Source organism: Sphingomonas sp. GCM10030256 (assembly GCF_042666415.1).
Classification (GTDB): domain Bacteria; phylum Pseudomonadota; class Alphaproteobacteria; order Sphingomonadales; family Sphingomonadaceae; genus Sphingomicrobium.
This window is the reverse complement of sequence record NZ_JBHTDI010000001.1, coordinates 576,499-591,699: the sequence shown is the minus strand read 5'-3', so window position 1 is coordinate 591,699 and position 15,201 is coordinate 576,499. Positions and strand designations below refer to the sequence as shown.

20 protein-coding genes are annotated in these 15,201 nt (G+C 67.5%); 7 read left to right on the top strand and 13 right to left on the bottom strand.

Annotated features, from left to right (window positions below; translation table 11 throughout):
* Positions 1-14 precede the first annotated feature (14 nt).
* Genes ACFQPG_RS02795 through ACFQPG_RS02785 form a run of 3 tightly spaced genes read right to left on the bottom strand, consistent with a single transcriptional unit; the run spans position 15 to position 1,881 of the window.
* The gene (locus ACFQPG_RS02795) at positions 15-287 is read right to left on the bottom strand and encodes a ferrous iron transport protein A (protein ID WP_380810092.1); all 273 of its coding nucleotides are present in this window, start codon (positions 285-287) and stop codon (positions 15-17) included.
* 44 nt (positions 288-331) lie between these two features.
* On the bottom strand, positions 332-988 hold the full coding sequence (locus tag ACFQPG_RS02790) for a COQ9 family protein (RefSeq protein ID WP_380810090.1): 657 nt from the start codon (positions 986-988) through the stop codon (positions 332-334).
* Between the two features lie 5 nt (positions 989-993).
* Positions 994-1,881: a DMT family transporter gene (locus ACFQPG_RS02785; RefSeq protein WP_380810088.1), complete on the bottom strand. Its 888-nt coding sequence runs from the start codon at positions 1,879-1,881 to the stop codon at positions 994-996.
* Between the two features lie 84 nt (positions 1,882-1,965).
* On the opposite strand from ACFQPG_RS02785, the gene ACFQPG_RS02780 reads away from it, so the two are divergent.
* A complete protein-coding gene (locus ACFQPG_RS02780) occupies positions 1,966-3,054 on the top strand; it encodes an alkene reductase (RefSeq protein WP_380810086.1) in 1,089 nt (362 codons plus the stop codon).
* Positions 3,055-3,081: 27 nt separating this feature from the next.
* Positions 3,082-3,702, top strand: coding sequence for an SOUL family heme-binding protein (locus tag ACFQPG_RS02775; protein ID WP_380810085.1), 621 nt, complete (start codon positions 3,082-3,084; stop codon positions 3,700-3,702).
* A 2-nt stretch (positions 3,703-3,704) separates the two neighbouring features.
* Here the strand turns inward: ACFQPG_RS02775 and ribH are convergent, their stop codons facing one another.
* From ribH to ACFQPG_RS02735, 8 genes are all read right to left on the bottom strand, one after another.
* The gene (gene ribH / locus ACFQPG_RS02770) at positions 3,705-4,124 is read right to left on the bottom strand and encodes a 6,7-dimethyl-8-ribityllumazine synthase (protein ID WP_380810083.1); all 420 of its coding nucleotides are present in this window, start codon (positions 4,122-4,124) and stop codon (positions 3,705-3,707) included.
* Complete coding sequence (gene ribB / locus ACFQPG_RS02765; RefSeq protein ID WP_380810082.1) at positions 4,124-5,407, bottom strand: 3,4-dihydroxy-2-butanone-4-phosphate synthase; 1,284 nt, start codon at positions 5,405-5,407, stop codon at positions 4,124-4,126. The genes ribH and ribB overlap by 1 nt, the downstream gene beginning before the upstream one ends.
* A gap of 43 nt (positions 5,408-5,450) precedes the next feature.
* Entirely contained in the window at positions 5,451-6,065 is a 615-nt protein-coding gene (locus ACFQPG_RS02760) for a riboflavin synthase (protein ID WP_380810081.1), read from the bottom strand.
* A gap of 55 nt (positions 6,066-6,120) precedes the next feature.
* Positions 6,121-7,071, bottom strand: coding sequence for a bifunctional diaminohydroxyphosphoribosylaminopyrimidine deaminase/5-amino-6-(5-phosphoribosylamino)uracil reductase RibD (ribD, locus tag ACFQPG_RS02755; RefSeq protein WP_380811685.1), 951 nt, complete (start codon positions 7,069-7,071; stop codon positions 6,121-6,123).
* 10 nt (positions 7,072-7,081) lie between these two features.
* The gene (locus ACFQPG_RS02750; protein WP_380810079.1) at positions 7,082-7,405 is read right to left on the bottom strand and encodes a hypothetical protein; all 324 of its coding nucleotides are present in this window, start codon (positions 7,403-7,405) and stop codon (positions 7,082-7,084) included.
* Positions 7,406-7,460: 55 nt separating this feature from the next.
* Complete coding sequence (locus ACFQPG_RS02745; RefSeq protein ID WP_380810077.1) at positions 7,461-8,141, bottom strand: energy transducer TonB; 681 nt, start codon at positions 8,139-8,141, stop codon at positions 7,461-7,463.
* Between the two features lie 88 nt (positions 8,142-8,229).
* Entirely contained in the window at positions 8,230-9,549 is a 1,320-nt protein-coding gene (locus tag ACFQPG_RS02740; protein ID WP_380810075.1) for a glutamate--tRNA ligase, read from the bottom strand.
* Positions 9,546-11,207: an NAD+ synthase gene (locus ACFQPG_RS02735; protein ID WP_380810074.1), complete on the bottom strand. Its 1,662-nt coding sequence runs from the start codon at positions 11,205-11,207 to the stop codon at positions 9,546-9,548. The genes ACFQPG_RS02740 and ACFQPG_RS02735 overlap by 4 nt, the downstream gene beginning before the upstream one ends.
* 78 nt (positions 11,208-11,285) lie before the next feature.
* Here ACFQPG_RS02735 and ACFQPG_RS02730 point away from each other — a divergent pair, with 78 nt between their 5' ends.
* Genes ACFQPG_RS02730 through ACFQPG_RS02720 form a run of 3 tightly spaced genes read left to right on the top strand, consistent with a single transcriptional unit; the run spans position 11,286 to position 13,511 of the window.
* On the top strand, positions 11,286-12,221 hold the full coding sequence (locus tag ACFQPG_RS02730; RefSeq protein WP_380810072.1) for a ribose-phosphate pyrophosphokinase: 936 nt from the start codon (positions 11,286-11,288) through the stop codon (positions 12,219-12,221).
* Between the two features lie 10 nt (positions 12,222-12,231).
* Complete coding sequence (locus ACFQPG_RS02725) at positions 12,232-12,807, top strand: SOS response-associated peptidase (RefSeq protein WP_380810070.1); 576 nt, start codon at positions 12,232-12,234, stop codon at positions 12,805-12,807.
* A gap of 50 nt (positions 12,808-12,857) precedes the next feature.
* Complete coding sequence (locus tag ACFQPG_RS02720; protein ID WP_380810068.1) at positions 12,858-13,511, top strand: SDR family oxidoreductase; 654 nt, start codon at positions 12,858-12,860, stop codon at positions 13,509-13,511.
* Positions 13,512-13,517: 6 nt separating this feature from the next.
* Here ACFQPG_RS02720 and ACFQPG_RS02715 read toward each other — a convergent pair whose 3' ends face one another.
* Together ACFQPG_RS02715 and ACFQPG_RS02710 are read right to left on the bottom strand one after the other, a co-directional pair.
* Positions 13,518-13,952: a pyridoxamine 5'-phosphate oxidase family protein gene (locus ACFQPG_RS02715; RefSeq protein ID WP_380810066.1), complete on the bottom strand. Its 435-nt coding sequence runs from the start codon at positions 13,950-13,952 to the stop codon at positions 13,518-13,520.
* A gap of 61 nt (positions 13,953-14,013) precedes the next feature.
* Positions 14,014-14,439: a VOC family protein gene (locus ACFQPG_RS02710; RefSeq protein ID WP_380810064.1), complete on the bottom strand. Its 426-nt coding sequence runs from the start codon at positions 14,437-14,439 to the stop codon at positions 14,014-14,016.
* Positions 14,440-14,583: 144 nt separating this feature from the next.
* Between ACFQPG_RS02710 and rpmI the strand changes: the two genes are divergently transcribed.
* Entirely contained in the window at positions 14,584-14,787 is a 204-nt protein-coding gene (gene rpmI / locus ACFQPG_RS02705) for a 50S ribosomal protein L35 (protein ID WP_344695849.1), read from the top strand.
* A gap of 13 nt (positions 14,788-14,800) precedes the next feature.
* Positions 14,801-15,184, top strand: coding sequence for a 50S ribosomal protein L20 (gene rplT / locus ACFQPG_RS02700; protein WP_380810062.1), 384 nt, complete (start codon positions 14,801-14,803; stop codon positions 15,182-15,184).
* The last annotated feature ends 17 nt before the right edge of the window (positions 15,185-15,201 follow it).

Here is a 15,201-nt window from a genome sequence, read left to right as displayed (position 1 = left end):
ACGTGGGGCCGGTCTCAGGCAGCGGGAACGACCCGGATCGCCCGGGCGTGGGACCGGCGGATCGCAACCGTCATCCGGCCAACTCGCACCGCCAGCGGGTCGCGGCCGAACGGGCCCTGGTGAAGCGGCTCCACCGTTACGCCCTCGTCAAAGCCGAAGTTGCGCAGCCGCGAACCTTCGCCGTCATCCAGCACCGCCCAGTCGATCGACTCGATCCGCGCGCGGTTGCCGACGTTCAGCTGGTCGAGCTGCAGCAGGAATTGATCGGAAGGAACTGCTAGCGTCATTGCTGCGACTGATTATCATTATCTGCTTGGCTTGGCTAGGCCGACTATCGCGGCGGATAGCGCAGCCGGCCGAGGAACCGCGTCAGGCTGGGACGGCGTAGGCTGTCCTGGCTCCACCCCGCCTTCCACTTTTCGAATCGCATCACTTCATCGATGCGCCGGTCGAGAAAGGCCGACGTGTCGTGCCAGCCTTCGCTGTCGTCGTTGAGCCAGGCCAGCAGGGTGGAGCCATAGACCGCAGAAAGGGTCAGGCGCTTGGTGTAATGGTTGAGGTCGGCCGCGGTGTCGCCGGCCAGGCGCCACATGGCGTCGGCGCTGCGCCAGCCGATGCGGGTCGCAAGGCCAAGGTTCTGCGGCATGGCCAGAATCGCGAGGGCACGGCGGACCGCCTCCCGAGCCGGACCCATCGTCTCGATCCGAAACCAGATCATCTGGCGGATCCGTTCGCGGATCTTCATCGCTGCCACGCGTTCGGGAGGAAAGGCCTGCTCCAGGGCTAGGTCAACGCCCCGGACGTAGAGGTCGATCAGGCCCGCGGCGTTCTTGGGCATCGCCAGGTGCGCCTGCGCGCGCTCGATTCCGAGCGTATCGGCCGCGGCATCGACCGCGGTCGCGGTCCAGCCGTCGAACACGGCATTCTCGCCCACCGCCAAGGCCAGGCGGCGGCGGATCAGTTCCAGGGGACTCAGGGGTTCGCTCACGCCGCCTAGGTGGTCGCTGGCGCCGCCGGACGCAAGCGCACCAGCACCAGCGCCAGCGCGATAGAGGCCGCGCCAATCGCGTCGAGGGAAGTCAGCGTCTCGCCATAGGCCAGCCAGCCGATCAGCGCGGAGATGGCCGGCTGCGTCAGCAGGGCTAGGCCGACGATCAGCGGCGGAACGACGCCAAGCGCGTAGACCAACAGTCCCTGGCCGACGACTTGGCTGCTGAGCGCCAGGATCAGCACGGGGGTCCATTGTCCTGGAATGACCTGCTCGCCCATCGCCAGTGCGAACGGCAGCAGGGCGGCGGCGCCGAACAGGCTGGCGAGGATCAGCACGGGGAGCGGCTGGAGCGTTCCGCGCACCCGCTCGATCCCGATCAGGTAGCCGGTGTAGAGCAGGCCGGCGAGCAGGGCGAGCAGGTCGCCGTGGAGGTTTCGAGCCGACAACTCCGCGCTGCCGATCATCAGCAAGGCAACTCCCGTGGCCGCAAGGAGCAATGCGGCCGCCTGCAGCCGGGTCGGCCAGCGCCGCACCAGCCACAGGCCCCATGCAGCGAAGGCGAAGCTGGAGATGTTGCCGAACAGGGTCGCATTGCCAAGCTTCGTAAGTGCGATCCCCGCGTGCCAGGCGGCAAGGTCGGCGGCGAAGAAGACCGCCGCCACGGCGATGGCGATGGCCAGGGCGCGCGCCGGCCAGCGCAGCGGCTGCCCGGCCACCCGGGCGATCACCAGCAGGAAGGGGATCGCCAGCGCCAGTCGCCAGAAGCCGGCGGCCGAGGCGCCCACGTCGCTCAGCCGCACCAGCCATGGCCCGAACGCAAGCGCGGCATTGCCCACCAGCAGGGCCGCGAATGCGAGCGGGTGTGCCCTGGCGGGATGTTCGTCAACCATTCATCGGTCGTTTCGGCCTGCGTCCTTGTTGCCGTGCTGCGCTGCACACAAATGGGGCCGGAAACAAGTTAGGACCATTCCCGCATGACCAGCCTTTTCGACCCGATCACCGTCGGTGCCCTCACCCTCAGGAACCGTATCTGGATGGCGCCGCTCACTCGCGGGCGCGCCACCCGGGAGGGTGTGCCCACCGCGATCATGGCCGACTATTACGCACAGCGCGCTGGCGCGGGGCTGATCATCTCCGAAGCGACGGGCATCAGCCGCGAGGGACTTGGCTGGCCCAATGCGCCGGGCCTGTGGAATGAAGCGCAGGTCGAAGGCTGGAAGCCCGTCACGGACGCCGTGCATCGCGCCGGCGGCCGGATCGTCGCGCAACTGTGGCACATGGGCCGGCTGGTTCACCCGGATCTGGGCGGCGGTCAGCCGGTCAGCGCCTCCGCCACCACCGCCCCGTTCAAAGCCCACACCTACGAGGGCAAGAAGCCCTACGTCGAAGCGCGGGCCGCGACACTGGACGACATCCGTCGGATCACCGGCGATTACGTCCGCGCGGCTCGCCATGCGCTGGCAGCCGGGTTCGACGGGGTCCAGCTTCACGCCGCCAATGGCTATCTTGTCGATCAGTTCCTGCGCGACGGCTCGAACCTGCGCGACGATGCTTATGGCGGACCGGTCGAGAACCGCATCCGCCTGCTGCGGGAAGTGACGGAGGCGCTGATCGCCGAGGTCGGCAAGGACCGCACCCATGCCCGCCTGTCGCCCAACGGCGCGGTGCAGGGAGTGGACGACAGCGATCCCCGCCTCCTGTTCACCGCGGCCGGCGCTGCGCTGGGCGAGCTCGGCATCGCCAGCCTGGAGCTGCGCGAGCCCGGGAGCCAGTCGACCTTCCTCGCCTCCGACGTCGATCCGATCAGCCCGTCGATCCGCAAGGTGTTCGGCGGAGCGCTGGTGCTCAACAGCGACTATCGTCTGGACAGCGCGCGTGATCGGGTGGCGGACGGTCTGGCCGACGCCATCAGCTTCGGCCGGCCGTTCATCGCCAATCCCGACCTGGTCGAGCGGCTTCGGGCAAATGCCGGTCTCAACGAGGCGGATGTCGCGACTTTCTACAGCCCGGGTGCGGAAGGATACGTGGACTATCCCACCCTGCCGGAACAGGCCGCCGCCTGAGCCATTCTTGCCGGCGGAGGACGAATCATGCGCAAGGGTGTGGGCTGGACGGCGGCGGGGATAGGCGGAGGCCTGCTTGGGCTCGGGATCGCGTACCTGCTGCGCGAGAAAGCGACCCCGGAACCGGACTATCGGGTGCTCGCCAGCGAGGGCGAGCTGCAGATCCGTGCCTATCCGGCGGTGACTGTCGCCGAGACGGTGGTCGGCGGCCCGCGCAAGCACGCGCTGAACGAGGGCTACCGCATCCTCGCCGCCTATCTCACCGGTAAATCTCGCGCCGGACCGCGGCTGGAGATGCGGGTTCCGGTTCTGCAGGACTCGGGCGATCCGATGGCAAGCGATCCGCCGCTGTTCGACGATCAACTGGAAGGCAGCTGGCGGGTCCGCTTCGTCTTGCCCGGGGGCGAGCATCCCGATCCGCCCGAAGGTGTCGCCCTGACGCAGATGCCACCGCGGCGAGTGGGCGCGGCCCTGTTCCACGGCACCGCCAATGACGACCGGCTCGTGGCTGCGGAAGACCGGCTGCGCGGCTGGCTGGCCCGTCACGGCGAGAAGTGCCTGACGACCGAGCCGGAATATGCCTTTTACAATTCGCCGATGATCCCGCCGCCGCTACTCCGCAACGAAGTGCTGCTGCCGCTCGCCTGATCTCAGCGGAAGCGGTCCTGCAGCGCGAGCAAGGCGAGAGCCGCGTCGGCCGCTCCGCCTCCCTTGTCGCCTTGGGCGGGATCGGCCCGGACGATCGCCTGCGCTTCATTCTCGACTGTCAGGATGCCGTTGCCGACCGCCAGCCCGTCGATGGTCAGCGCCATGATGCCGCGCGCGCTTTCGCCCGCGACGATTTCGAAATGGTAGGTTTCGCCGCGGATCACCACCCCCAGCGCGACGAAGGCGTCGAACCCGCCCGACTCCGCTGCCAGGCTGATCGCCGCGGGCACCTCCAGGGCGCCGGGGACGGTGACCGTCTCATGGTCATGACCAGCCGCCTCGATCGCCCGCCGCGCGCCGGCCAGCAGCATGTCGTTGAGATGGGCGTAGAAGCGCGCCTCGACAATCAGCACCCGCGCCATCAGGCAGCGTCCGCGATGCGGCGTTCTTCGACGATGGTCAGCCCGTATCCGCCGAGCGCGACCGGAGAATGGCGGGTGTTGGTGAGCAGGATCATGTCGTGGATTCCAAGAGCGGCGAGGATCTGGGCCCCGACGCCGTAACTGCGCAGCATCTCGCCGCCTTCGACCTCCTTGCCGGAGCGGCGGTCGGCGGAGCGGGACAGCGATCCGGGCGAGGCCGCGTGAAGCGCGACGATCACGCCGCTGCCTTCCGCCTCGATCATCCGCATGGCCCCCTGGAGGAGGCCGGAGCGGTCGCCACGCTCGCCGAGCACATCGGCGAACAGGTCGAGGCTGTGCATCCGCACCAGCACTGGCCTGTCGGTGTCGAGCGGCCCCTTCACCAGCGCCAGCTGCTCGGCCCCGCTCGATTTGTCGCGGAACACCTGCGCGTGCCACTGCTCGCCGCTGCTGCTGGTGAAGGCGGTCTCGGCGACCCGAGCGACCATGTGGTCCTTCTTCAGGCGATAGGCGATGAGGTCGCGGATCGTGCCGATCTTGAGGCCGTGGGTGCGGGCGAAGTCGATCAGGTCGTCGAGCCGGGCCATGGTCCCGTCCTCGCGCATGATCTCGCAGATCACGCCCGACGGGTTGAGCCCGGCCAGCCGCGAAACGTCCACCGCCGCCTCGGTATGTCCGGCACGGACCAGCACTCCGCCGGGCCGCGCAACCAGCGGAAAGACATGACCCGGCGAAACCAACGCGTCCGCACCGTTGGCCGAGTCGATCGCGACCGCGACGGTCCGGGCACGGTCGGCCGCGCTGATCCCGGTCGACACGCCTTCCCGCGCCTCGATGCTGACGGTGAAGGCAGTCTCGTGCCGAGTGCCGTTGGTCCGCGACATCAGCGGCAGCTCCAGAGCCTCCACCCGTTCCTGCGTCAGCGCGAGACAGATCAGCCCGCGGCCGTGCCGGGCCATGAAATTGATTGCGTCCGGAGTCGCCATCTGCGCGGGAATGACGAGGTCGCCTTCATTTTCCCGATCGTCATCGTCGACCAGGATGAACATGCGGCCGTTACGCGCTTCGTCGATGATCGCTTCGGCCCCGACCAGCACTTCGGCGGTCCCGCGCAGCAGCAGCTTCTCCAACCGCGTCAACGTGTCGGCCGTCGGGTTCCAGTCGGGCTGGCCAAGTTTGCGCAGGCTGTTGGGATGAAGACCGGCGGCACGGGCCAGGCCGGCACGACTGATCTCGCCGGTGTCGATGATGGCAGTGAGGCGGTCGATAAGAGCGGACGACATTTGCTGTTTGTATCACACTCGAATGTGATGGCAAATGGGCTCGCTATGCAGTGGAGTGTTGACGAGCGCTTAACATGCGGTCGAGGTAGCGGGCCAAGACGTCGATTTCGACATTCAACTGTGCCGCCGGTTTGAGTTGCCCGAGCGTGGTCTGCTGCGCGGTATGGGGAATGATGTTGACCGCAAAGTGCGTGTCCTCCCCTTCGTCGCGCACCTCGTTGACGGTCAGCGACACGCCGTCGAGTGTCACCGAGCCCTTGGGTGCCAAGGCCGCTCCAAGGCGGCGCGGAATTCGCACTCCGACCCGGCTCGAAGCGCCTTCGGGGCAGATGCCGAGCACCTCTCCGACCGCGTCGACGTGGCCGGTGACAATGTGGCCGCCCAATTCATCGCCCAGCCGCAATGCCCGCTCGAGGTTGAGGCGAGCACCTACGGCCCACCGCCCGGCTGCGGTGCGCGACAGGGTTTCGGCGGAAACATCCACCGCGAACCAGTCCTCCCCCTTGTCGACCACCGTCAGGCAGACGCCTGAGCAGGCGATGGAGGCGCCAAGATCAACCCCGGCCATGTCGTAGGCACAGCCGATCGCCAGCCGCAGGTCACCGCGCTGCTCGACGCTGCGAACGGTGCCAATGTCGGTGATGATTCCGGTGAACATGTCCTGCGATGGGGCCTTAGACGGGCTCAGACCCTGCTCGGGGTGAGCGGATTACTCATGTGCGGACGCGCTCGTAGACTTCGAGGCGGTCGATGCCAAGCGAGCGCCCGTCGCGGGGTTCCCAGCGGCCGTGGGCATCCGCGATGGCGTCGAGGCCCAGGTAGCCGACGCTCGACTTGCCCTCGCCGATCAGGATGGGAGCACGGTAGAGAAGGATGCGGTCGACCAGATCGGCGGCGAGGAAGGCAGTGGCGGTCGATGAGCCGCCTTCGACGAGCAGGTCATTGACGTCATGGAGCCGGAACACGTCCTGGGGAGAACGGAGGATCTCCCACCCTTCGACCGGTTCGCCGCGGGTCAGCAGCGCGCGGCGCGGCGACCATTCCTCAAGGCCGGGCAGGCGGACGTCCAGTCGCGGCTGGTCGGCAAGAAAGGTGCCGCGGCCAACCAGGATCATGTCGGCATGGGCGCGTTCCAGGTGCACATGGGCGCGGGCATCCTCGCCGGTGATCCATTTGCTTTCGCCGCTCGGCAACGCAATCTTTCCGTCGATCGACAGCGCCAGCTTGAGCGTGATCCGTGGCCGTCCCAGGCGCATGCGGGTGAGCCAGCCAGTCAGCGACTCGGCGGCACCCTGCTCGCCAGTACCGGCCGTCACCTCCACCCCGGCCGCACGCAGCCGGTCAAGCCCATCACCGGCGGTGCGCTGGTCCGGATCGACCAGCGCTGCGACGACGCGGCTCACCCCTGCTTCGACAATCAGATCGGCGCAGGCGGGGCCGCGATGACTCCGATGGGCGCAGGGCTCGAGCGTGGTGAACAGGGACGCGCCCCGCGCGCGCTGTCCCGCTTGGGCCAGAGCGACTGCCTCCGCATGGGGCCGCCCGCCCCGCTCGGTTGCGCCGGAGCCGACCGGCTGGCCGTCCCGGACAATGATGCAGCCCACGTTGGGATTGGGTGCGGTTCGGCCGCGCGCCGCCTGGCCGAGGGCGATCGCCTCGGCCATCCACGCTGCGTCACTCAATGCCGAGCTGCTTTTGCAGTTTCTGATATTCGGCGCGGCGGGCAGCGCGGGCCTGTTCGCGCAGCGCCTGATCCTTTTTCTGCTGGGCAATGATCTCCGCATCGGTGCGATCGGCGCTCCAGCTTTCGGTGTAGATGATCTGCCGCGGCGGGGCGGTGTTGATGGTCGCATCGACAAGGAAGACGATGATGATGATCGTTGTGATCAGGAACGCCAATGCGCCGGCGATGGCCTGTTCCCGGCTGCGGCGGCTGAGAAAGGCGCGCAAGTCGGCAAGGGCGGCGCGGGGCGAGGCTGTGGGCGGTAACACCGGCATCGCTACAAGATAAGGCGGGGCCCGGCAGACCGCCAGCCCCGCCCCATTCGCTCGTCTATTCCTCGAGTTCGAAGCGCAGGCTGACGACCAGAGTGGAGGCGACCGCGCGTCCGTCTTCGGTGGCGGGCTTGTAACGCCATTGCCGGGTAAGGTGCTGCCGCGCGGCGCCGACGAACTCCGGATCGGCGGCTCCGACCGGATCGACGCTGACCACTCGTCCGCGATCGTCGATGGCGAGCCGAAGCCGGAGCACCGCTTCTTCCTCCAGCCGCCGTTTGGACTCTGGGTAGGGCGGCCGCAGCCGGTCCGCCGGCGTTGCCAGCTGCGCGAGCTTGGTCACCCTGGCCGGGGGCGGCGGCAGCGGGATGGTGGGCGGCGGCGGAGTCGGATCCAGCGATCGGCCGATCACTGGACCGGGCAGTGGCGGGGTGGGCAGCGGCTCGATGGTTGGGCCAGCATTGAGCGGTACCGTGATCCGCACCGGCGGTATGTCGAGCTGCGAGGCGGGCGGTGTCGGGGCAGGCTGGACCTTAGGCTGCTCGGGCGTCGGTGGCGGCGGATCGGCGGGAAGCGGGATGTTGCGAAGCTCGGTACGGACGATTTCCAGCGGCGAACCGACATCCATCTTGGCGGTGATCAGCAGGCCCAAGGCGACGGCATGGGCTCCAACGATGAGGGCAAGAGCGGCGGGATGTGCGTGGCGGCCCTGGCGACGGTGGGTGGCGTAAGCAAGCATCGCAACCTCCTCGATGTGAGGAAATGATGTTACATTATTACATAACCCGGTCAAGCGACTGATTTGCCGAGGTCCGAGGGTCTCTCGATTATCGCATCGAGGCTCGCCGAAGCCGTTCGACGCAGCGCTCCTTGCCGATCCGCCTGACCAGGGGGGCCATCTCCGGTCCCGATGCTTGCCCGGTCAACCCGAGCCGCAGTGGCAGGAACAAGGGCTTGCCCTTGCGGCCGGTCGCCGCCTTCAACTCTCCCGTGAGGGCATGCCAGGGGTCATCGTCCCATGACATGGCGGACGCGGCCTCAGCGGCCCGAGCAAGGAACGCCGAGTCGTCTGGCGCGACTTCCGGCACGGCAATGTCGCCGTCGAGCACCGGCAGCCACTGCTCGATCTCACGAAGGTGCGCGAGATTGCCCCGAAGCATCAGCCAATCGGCTTCGCTGACCGCCGCCGGCAGTCGGTCGGCCAAGGCAGAGTAGGGCAGCTGGTGCAGCAGCCGGCTGTTGAGCAGCTCGACATCGTGGAAATCGAAGTGTGCCGGCGCGCGGCCGAAATGGGCGAAGTCGAAGTCGCGTGCGATTTCCTCGACCGTCGCGACCGCCTCGACCGGCTGCGAGGTTCCAAGGCGCGCCAGCAGGGACAGCAGCGCCATCGGCTCCAGCCCGGCCTCGCGGACCGCATCCACTCCGAGCGAGCCCAAGCGCTTGGACAGCTTGCCTTCCGCCGCCACCAGCAGAGCCTCGTGCGCCAGCGCCGGGGGCTGCGCTCCGAGCGCGGCGAACATCTGCAGCTGGACGGCGCTGTTGGAGACATGGTCCTCGCCGCGGACGATGTGCGTGATCCGAAGATCGATATCATCGATCACGCTGGGCAGCAGGTACAGCCAGCTGCCGTCGGCGCGGCGGATCACCGGGTCGGACAGCAGCCTGGGGTCGAACGCCTGATCGCCGCGAACGAGGTCGGTCCAGCCGATCGGCGAATCGTGGTCCAGCCGGAAGCGCCAATGCGGGGCGCGGCCGTCGACGGGCGGGTTCTCGCCGGCCGGCCGCTCGTAGACCGGCGGCAGCCCGCGCCCGAGCAGTACCTTGCGGCGCAGATCGAGTTCCTGCGGCGTCTCATAGCAGGCGTAGACCCGTCCGGCCGCCCGCAGCCGCTCGAACTCGCGCTCGTACAAGGCAAAGCGATCCGATTGCCGGACCATGCCGTGCGGATGGAGGCCGAGCCACGCCAGGTCATCGCGGATTGCCTGGTCATGCTCGGCGCTCGAACGCTCGCGATCGGTATCGTCGATCCGCAGCAAGAAGATACCGCCGTGCTTCAGGGCGAACAGGAAATTGTGCAGCGCAGTGCGGATGTTGCCAACGTGCAACCGACCGGTCGGCGAGGGCGCGAAGCGGGTAACGACGCTCATGCCCGGTGCGTCCGGAAGGCGTTGGTGATCGGGTAGCGCCGGTCGCGGCCGAAGTTGCGACCCCCAATCTTGACCCCGGGCGGAGCCTGCCGCCGCTTGTATTCGGCGCGAAGCACCAGTTTCTCCATGTCCGCCACAACCTTGAGGTCGACGCCGGTTTCGCCGGCAACCTCCTCGACTGATTTTTCGGCATCAACCAGGCCGACGAGGATCGGATCGAGCTGATCGTAGGGCGGGAGGCTGTCCTCGTCCTTCTGGTCGTGGCGAAGCTCGGCTGACGGCGGCTTGTCGATCACCCGCTGCGGCATGACTGGGCCGGCCGGACCCAGCGCGCCGTCGGGACGAGTGGAGTTGCGCCAGCGCGACAGGGCGAACACGGTCGTCTTGTAGACGTCCTGCAGCACCGAATAGCCGCCGGCCATGTCCCCGTAGAGGGTCGCGTAGCCAACGCTCATCTCGCTCTTGTTGCCTGTGGTCAGCAGCATGTGTCCGAACCGGTTGGACAGGCCCATCAGCGTCACCATCCGCAGCCGCGCCTGGATATTCTCCTCGGCCAGTCCCGCCGTGGTGCCGGCGAACTGCTCCTTCAGCATGCCGTCCAGCGCGTCGACCGCAGGCACAATCGGGATGACGTCATGGCGCATGCCGAGCAGGCGGGCGCATTCGCGAGCGTCTTCCACGCTTTCGCTGCCCGTGTAGACCGATGGCATCATCACGCCCCACACCTTGTCGGGGCCGAGCGCGTCCACCGCCACCGCAGCCGACAAGGCGCTGTCGATCCCGCCCGACAAGCCGAGAATGACCCCGGGAAAGCCGTTGCGCCCGACATAGTCGCGCAGGCCGACGACCATCGCCTGGTAGATGTCCGCCGGATAGGGGTCGAGCCCATGGTCCGCCCGCGTCGTACAGCGCCAGCCGCCCCCGCCACGCTCCCATTCGGTGACCAGGAGGGTTTCGTCCCAATCCGGCATCTGCACCACCAGCTCGCCACCGGGATTGACGATGAAGGACGAGCCGTCGAACGCCAGTTCGTCCTGCCCTCCGACGCGGTTGAGGTAGACAAGCGGAAGACCGGAGGCCGCGACCCGGCCTTCCACCAGCGTCTGCCGCAAATCGTCCTTGTCGAGCTCATAGGGGCTGCCGTTCGCCACCAGCAGCAGGTCCGCGCCCTGGCCCGCGAGGTGCTCGCACACGTCTTCCAACCAGATGTCCTCGCAGATCGGCAGCCCGATCCGCACGCCTTTGTACAGGAAAACGTCGGGCAGCGGCCCGGCCGCGAACACCCGCTTCTCGTCGAACGTGCCGTAATTGGGCAGCTCGCGCTTCAGAGTCACAAACAGCTCGCGGCCGCCTTCCGCGACGATCATCGCATTGTATGGCCGCCCCCCCCGAACCACGATCGAGCCGAAGATCAGCGCCGGCCCATCCTCCGCCGTCGCCGCGACCAGCCGAGCTGCTTCCTCTTCGGTCCGGCGCAGAAACTCGGGCTTGAGCACCAGGTCCTCGGGCGGGTAGCCGGTCAGTTGAAGCTCCGGTACCAGCAGCAGGTCGCAGCCGCGGGCGCGCCTCCGCACCTCCAGCATGGCCGCCGCATTGCCCTGGAGGTCGCCGACCCGCTGGTTCATCTGGGCGAGCGCAATGGTCAGTCGTTCGGTCATGCCCACTCCTTAGCGGCGGGCGCCCTTCCGTCCAACGCCGGCTCTCGCTAGAGGAGCGCCAAGCGAAAAGGGGTGCGCATGAAACTGCTGGCCGGAAACTCCAACCTTCCCCTGGCGAAGGCGATTTCCGATTACCTGGAGATCCCGCTGACCAAGGCGAGCGTACGCCGCTTCGCCGACGAGGAGATCTTCGTCGAGATTCTCGAGAACGTGCGCGGCGAGGACGTCTTCCTGATCCAGTCGACCAGCTACCCTGCCAACGACAATCTGATGGAGCTGCTGATCTGCATCGATGCGCTGCGCCGTGCATCGGCCAAGCGGATCACCGCGGTGCTGCCTTACTTCGGATACGCCCGCCAGGACCGGAAGCCGGGGCCGCGGACCCCGATCTCGGCCAAGCTGGTCGCCAATCTGATCACTGTCGCCGGCGCCAACCGCGTCCTTTCGGTCGACCTCCATGCCGGGCAGATCCAGGGTTTCTTCGATATTCCCACCGACAATCTGTTCGGCGCACCGGTGATGAGCGCCGACATCCAGGCGCGGTTCGGGGGCAAGCCGATCACCGTCGTCTCTCCCGACGTCGGCGGCGTGGTCCGGGCGCGGAGCCTGGCCAAGCGGCTCAACAACGCTCCGCTGGCGATCGTCGACAAGCGGCGCGAGCGGGCCGGCGAGTCCGAAGTGATGAACATCATCGGCGACGTGGCGGGCCGCTGCTGCATCCTGATCGACGACATCGTCGATTCCGCCGGCACCCTGTGCAACGCCGCAGCCGCGCTCCGCCAGCAGGGCGCGGAGGAGGTCGTGGCGTATGTCACCCACGGTGTCCTGTCCGGTGGCGCAGTGGCGCGGGTCGGCGCGTCCGAACTGTCGGAACTGGTCGTCACCGATTCGATCTTTTCGGGGGAAGTTGATCACACCAGCGGCAAGGTCCGAAGGCTGACCATCGCTCCGCTGCTGGCCGAGGCGGTGCGCCGGATCGCCGACGAGAGCAGCGTCTCCAGCCTGTTCGACTAGGCGCGCAGCGGTGTGCAACCTGTACCGCCTGGAGACCCCACCGGACGCCATCCGGCAGATGTTCGGCAGCGCCGGCCTGCCGCTCGACTTTCCGGAAGGCGTTCCCAATCTCGAGCCGCGCGAGGTGCGGATCACCGACCGAGCGCCGATCGTGCGGGTGATCGCCGGCTCCCCGGAGCTGGTCGAGCGGCGCTGGTCGTGGCCGGGACCGGGCGGCAAGCCCGTCTATAATTTCCGCAGCGACGGCCGTGAGTTCCCGCAGGGTCGCTGCCTGGTGCTCGCCGACGGCTTTTACGAATATACCGCGGCGGCCGATCCCAAGGCCAAGCGCAAGAACCGCTGGCTGTTCACGCCGGCGGGCGACGAGCCGTTCGCCATCGCCGGGCTCGTCCGCGACGATCCGGGCGTCGGCGAGGCGTTCACCCTGTTGACCACCGCCCCGGGACCCGACGTGGAGCCTTATCATCATCGGCAGGTGGCGGTTCTCCCGCCGCAGCATTGGCGCGAGTGGCTGGATCATCAATCTCCGGCCGGCGACCTCCTCCGCCCGTGCGCCCCAGGAAGCTTGCGCGTCCAGGCAGCCTGAACCCTCCGCGCGCAGCGGCGTTCTCCTATTCAGCCGGAAGGAGAATCGGTGTGCCGACAGTGCTGATCACCGGGGCCAATCGCGGCCTTGGTCTGGAATTCGTGCGTCAATATGCGGGCGCGGGCTGGGACGTAATCGCCACCGCGCGCCAGACCTCGCCGGACCTCGAGGGGACCGGCGCCCGCGTGCTGCCGCTCGATATGAGCAGTCTCGAGGCGGTCAGCGGCTTCTCGCCGGGTGTCGAGCAGCTCGACCTGCTGATCGCCAACGCCGGGACTTATGGCCCGCGCGAGGCGAGCAGCGCCGCCGAAGGGCAGGAGTGGCTGGACACCTTCGCCGTCAACACGGTCGCCCCTTACCTGCTGGCGCAGGCCGTCCTGCCGCAGGTCCGCGCCGCCGGAGGCAAGCTGGTCGCGATCAGCACCCGAATGGGCTCGCTCGCAGACAACGGCAGCGGCGGCTTCCTCGCGTACCGCTCGTCCAAGACGGCGCTCAACATGGCCTGGACCACGCTCGCGCTGGCCAACCGCGACCTTGCCTGCGCCATGCTCCATCCCGGCTGGGTGCAGACGCGCATGGGCGGGCCCGGCGCGCCGGTGACACCCGAACAGAGCATCACCGGCATGCGGCGGGTCATCGAGGAGTTGACGCCGCAACGCTCGGGTGCGTTCCTCGACTATCAGGGGCAGACAGTCCCCTGGTGAGGGAGCCTAGAGCTTTACCTCGCCCTCCTCGCCGCCGTCCCAATAGTGGATCCGGGCGGCGCGTGCCTTGATCATCGCCAGGTTGGGAGTGTCGATGCCCTGCTCGAACCAGCGGTCGAGGTCCTCGGTCCAATGCTCGGCAAACCGCGCCTTGTCACGGATCACTTCGGCGCGGGCCTCGACCGAGATGAACATGCCGGGCGCGCCCAGCAGGCTACCCTTCCCCTGAAATCCGAGCCCGACCTGCGGGTCACGGCCGATGTCCTGCACCGTGCGCGAATCCGCCCAGGTGAAGAAGTAGCTGTCGCCGTCGAACTCGACCTCGCGGTTGTTGCTCATCGGGCGCGCGGCAATCGCGCCGCCATCGGTGCGGGTCGACAGCATGCAGAAGTCGATGTCGCGCATCGCTTCGCTGATGTCGGGCAAAGTCTTTCCAGCCATTTGCAACACCTTTCGCTGAGGGACGGCAGGCGAGCGAGTACCTCGCCATCCGGTGCCCGGCTCAGTCCTGCTTCAGCACCGCGGGCGCCCCGATCGACCAGCGGTGACCGAACGGATCCTGCACCTGGCCGTAACGGTCGCCCCAGAATTGGTCTTCCAGCGGCATGGTCACGCTGGCGCCCGATTCGACGGCCCGGTTGAACCATGCGTCGGCATCGTCCACCTGCAGGTGGAGGGTCACCCCTTCGGGCGCTCCAGCTTCGCGGCCGGTATATTCAGGAAAGTCGTCGGCAAGCATGAGCGAGTCGCCATTGAGCTTCAGGTGTGAGTGCATCAATCGCTTGCCGTCCTCGGCCGGCATTCGCGTGACTTCCTCGGCGCCGAAGGCCCGCTTGTAGAAGTCGATTGCCTCTGCTGCCCTTCCGCCACGAATCCCGAGATGCGGGGTCACTCCGCGGCTCGGCCCCTGATCCTCGTTGCGCTCCATCTGCGAGTCTCCTTGCCTTGAGACGATCCCACCCTTATAGGCGCGCGCTTTCCAGATTGGTGGAAAAACGAACCGCCCGGCCAGTGAGGGCTGCCGTGGCTGTTCGCGAAACGTCGTCCCGAAAGGGACTACAAGGAGACGAAAATGCCCAAGCTCAAGACCAAGAGCGGCGTGAAGAAGCGCTTCAAGCTCACGGCGACCGGCAAGGTGAAGCACGGCGTCGCCGGCAAGCGTCACCGGCTGATCAGCCACAACGCTAAATATATCCGCCAGAATCGTGGGACCGATGTTCTCGCCGACGCCGATACGGCGCGGGTGAAGCTCTGGGCCCCCTACGGCCTCAAGTAAGGAGCGCTAAGACATGGCACGCATCAAGCGGGGTGTGACCACCCGCGCCAAGCACAAGCGGATCCTGGACCAGGCCAAGGGCTATTACGGCCGCCGCAAGAACACTATTCGCATCGCCCGCCAGGCGGTCGAGAAGGCCGGGCAGTATGCCTACCGCGATCGCAAGGTAAAGAAGCGGAGCTTCCGCGCCCTGTGGATCCAGCGCATCAACGCCGCGGTTCGCGCCGAAGGGCTGACCTACGGCCAGTTCATGCACGCGCTGAAGCTGACCGGCGTCGACCTCGACCGCAAGGTCCTTGCCGACATCGCGATGCATGAAGCCGAAGCGTTCAGCGCGCTGATCGCGCAGGCGAAGAAGGCGCTGCCGAACGAGGGCGACCGCCAGGCGGCCGCGTAAAGCTTCAGCTTTCCACG

Excerpts from the sequence above, each read along its gene's own strand:
- ACFQPG_RS02780 (WP_380810086.1), top strand. The coding sequence starts at position 1,966 with ATGACCAGCCTTTTCGACCCGATCACCGTCGGTGCCCTCACCCTCAGG.
- ACFQPG_RS02715 (WP_380810066.1), bottom strand. The coding sequence starts at position 13,952 with ATGGCTGGAAAGACTTTGCCCGACATCAGCGAAGCGATGCGCGACATC.
- ACFQPG_RS02730 (WP_380810072.1), top strand. The coding sequence starts at position 11,286 with ATGAAACTGCTGGCCGGAAACTCCAACCTTCCCCTGGCGAAGGCGATT.
- ACFQPG_RS02740 (WP_380810075.1), bottom strand. The coding sequence starts at position 9,549 with ATGAGCGTCGTTACCCGCTTCGCGCCCTCGCCGACCGGTCGGTTGCAC.
- rplT (WP_380810062.1), top strand. The coding sequence starts at position 14,801 with ATGGCACGCATCAAGCGGGGTGTGACCACCCGCGCCAAGCACAAGCGG.
- ACFQPG_RS02745 (WP_380810077.1), bottom strand. The coding sequence starts at position 8,141 with ATGCTTGCTTACGCCACCCACCGTCGCCAGGGCCGCCACGCACATCCC.
- ribB (WP_380810082.1), bottom strand. The coding sequence starts at position 5,407 with ATGTCGTCCGCTCTTATCGACCGCCTCACTGCCATCATCGACACCGGC.
- rpmI (WP_344695849.1), top strand. The coding sequence starts at position 14,584 with ATGCCCAAGCTCAAGACCAAGAGCGGCGTGAAGAAGCGCTTCAAGCTC.
- ACFQPG_RS02775 (WP_380810085.1), top strand. The coding sequence starts at position 3,082 with ATGCGCAAGGGTGTGGGCTGGACGGCGGCGGGGATAGGCGGAGGCCTG.
- ribH (WP_380810083.1), bottom strand. The coding sequence starts at position 4,124 with ATGGCGCGGGTGCTGATTGTCGAGGCGCGCTTCTACGCCCATCTCAAC.
- ACFQPG_RS02750 (WP_380810079.1), bottom strand. The coding sequence starts at position 7,405 with ATGCCGGTGTTACCGCCCACAGCCTCGCCCCGCGCCGCCCTTGCCGAC.
- ACFQPG_RS02795 (WP_380810092.1), bottom strand. The coding sequence starts at position 287 with ATGACGCTAGCAGTTCCTTCCGATCAATTCCTGCTGCAGCTCGACCAG.
- ACFQPG_RS02785 (WP_380810088.1), bottom strand. The coding sequence starts at position 1,881 with ATGGTTGACGAACATCCCGCCAGGGCACACCCGCTCGCATTCGCGGCC.
- ACFQPG_RS02760 (WP_380810081.1), bottom strand. The coding sequence starts at position 6,065 with ATGTTCACCGGAATCATCACCGACATTGGCACCGTTCGCAGCGTCGAG.
- ACFQPG_RS02710 (WP_380810064.1), bottom strand. The coding sequence starts at position 14,439 with ATGGAGCGCAACGAGGATCAGGGGCCGAGCCGCGGAGTGACCCCGCAT.
- ribD (WP_380811685.1), bottom strand. The coding sequence starts at position 7,071 with ATGGCCGAGGCGATCGCCCTCGGCCAGGCGGCGCGCGGCCGAACCGCA.
- ACFQPG_RS02735 (WP_380810074.1), bottom strand. The coding sequence starts at position 11,207 with ATGACCGAACGACTGACCATTGCGCTCGCCCAGATGAACCAGCGGGTC.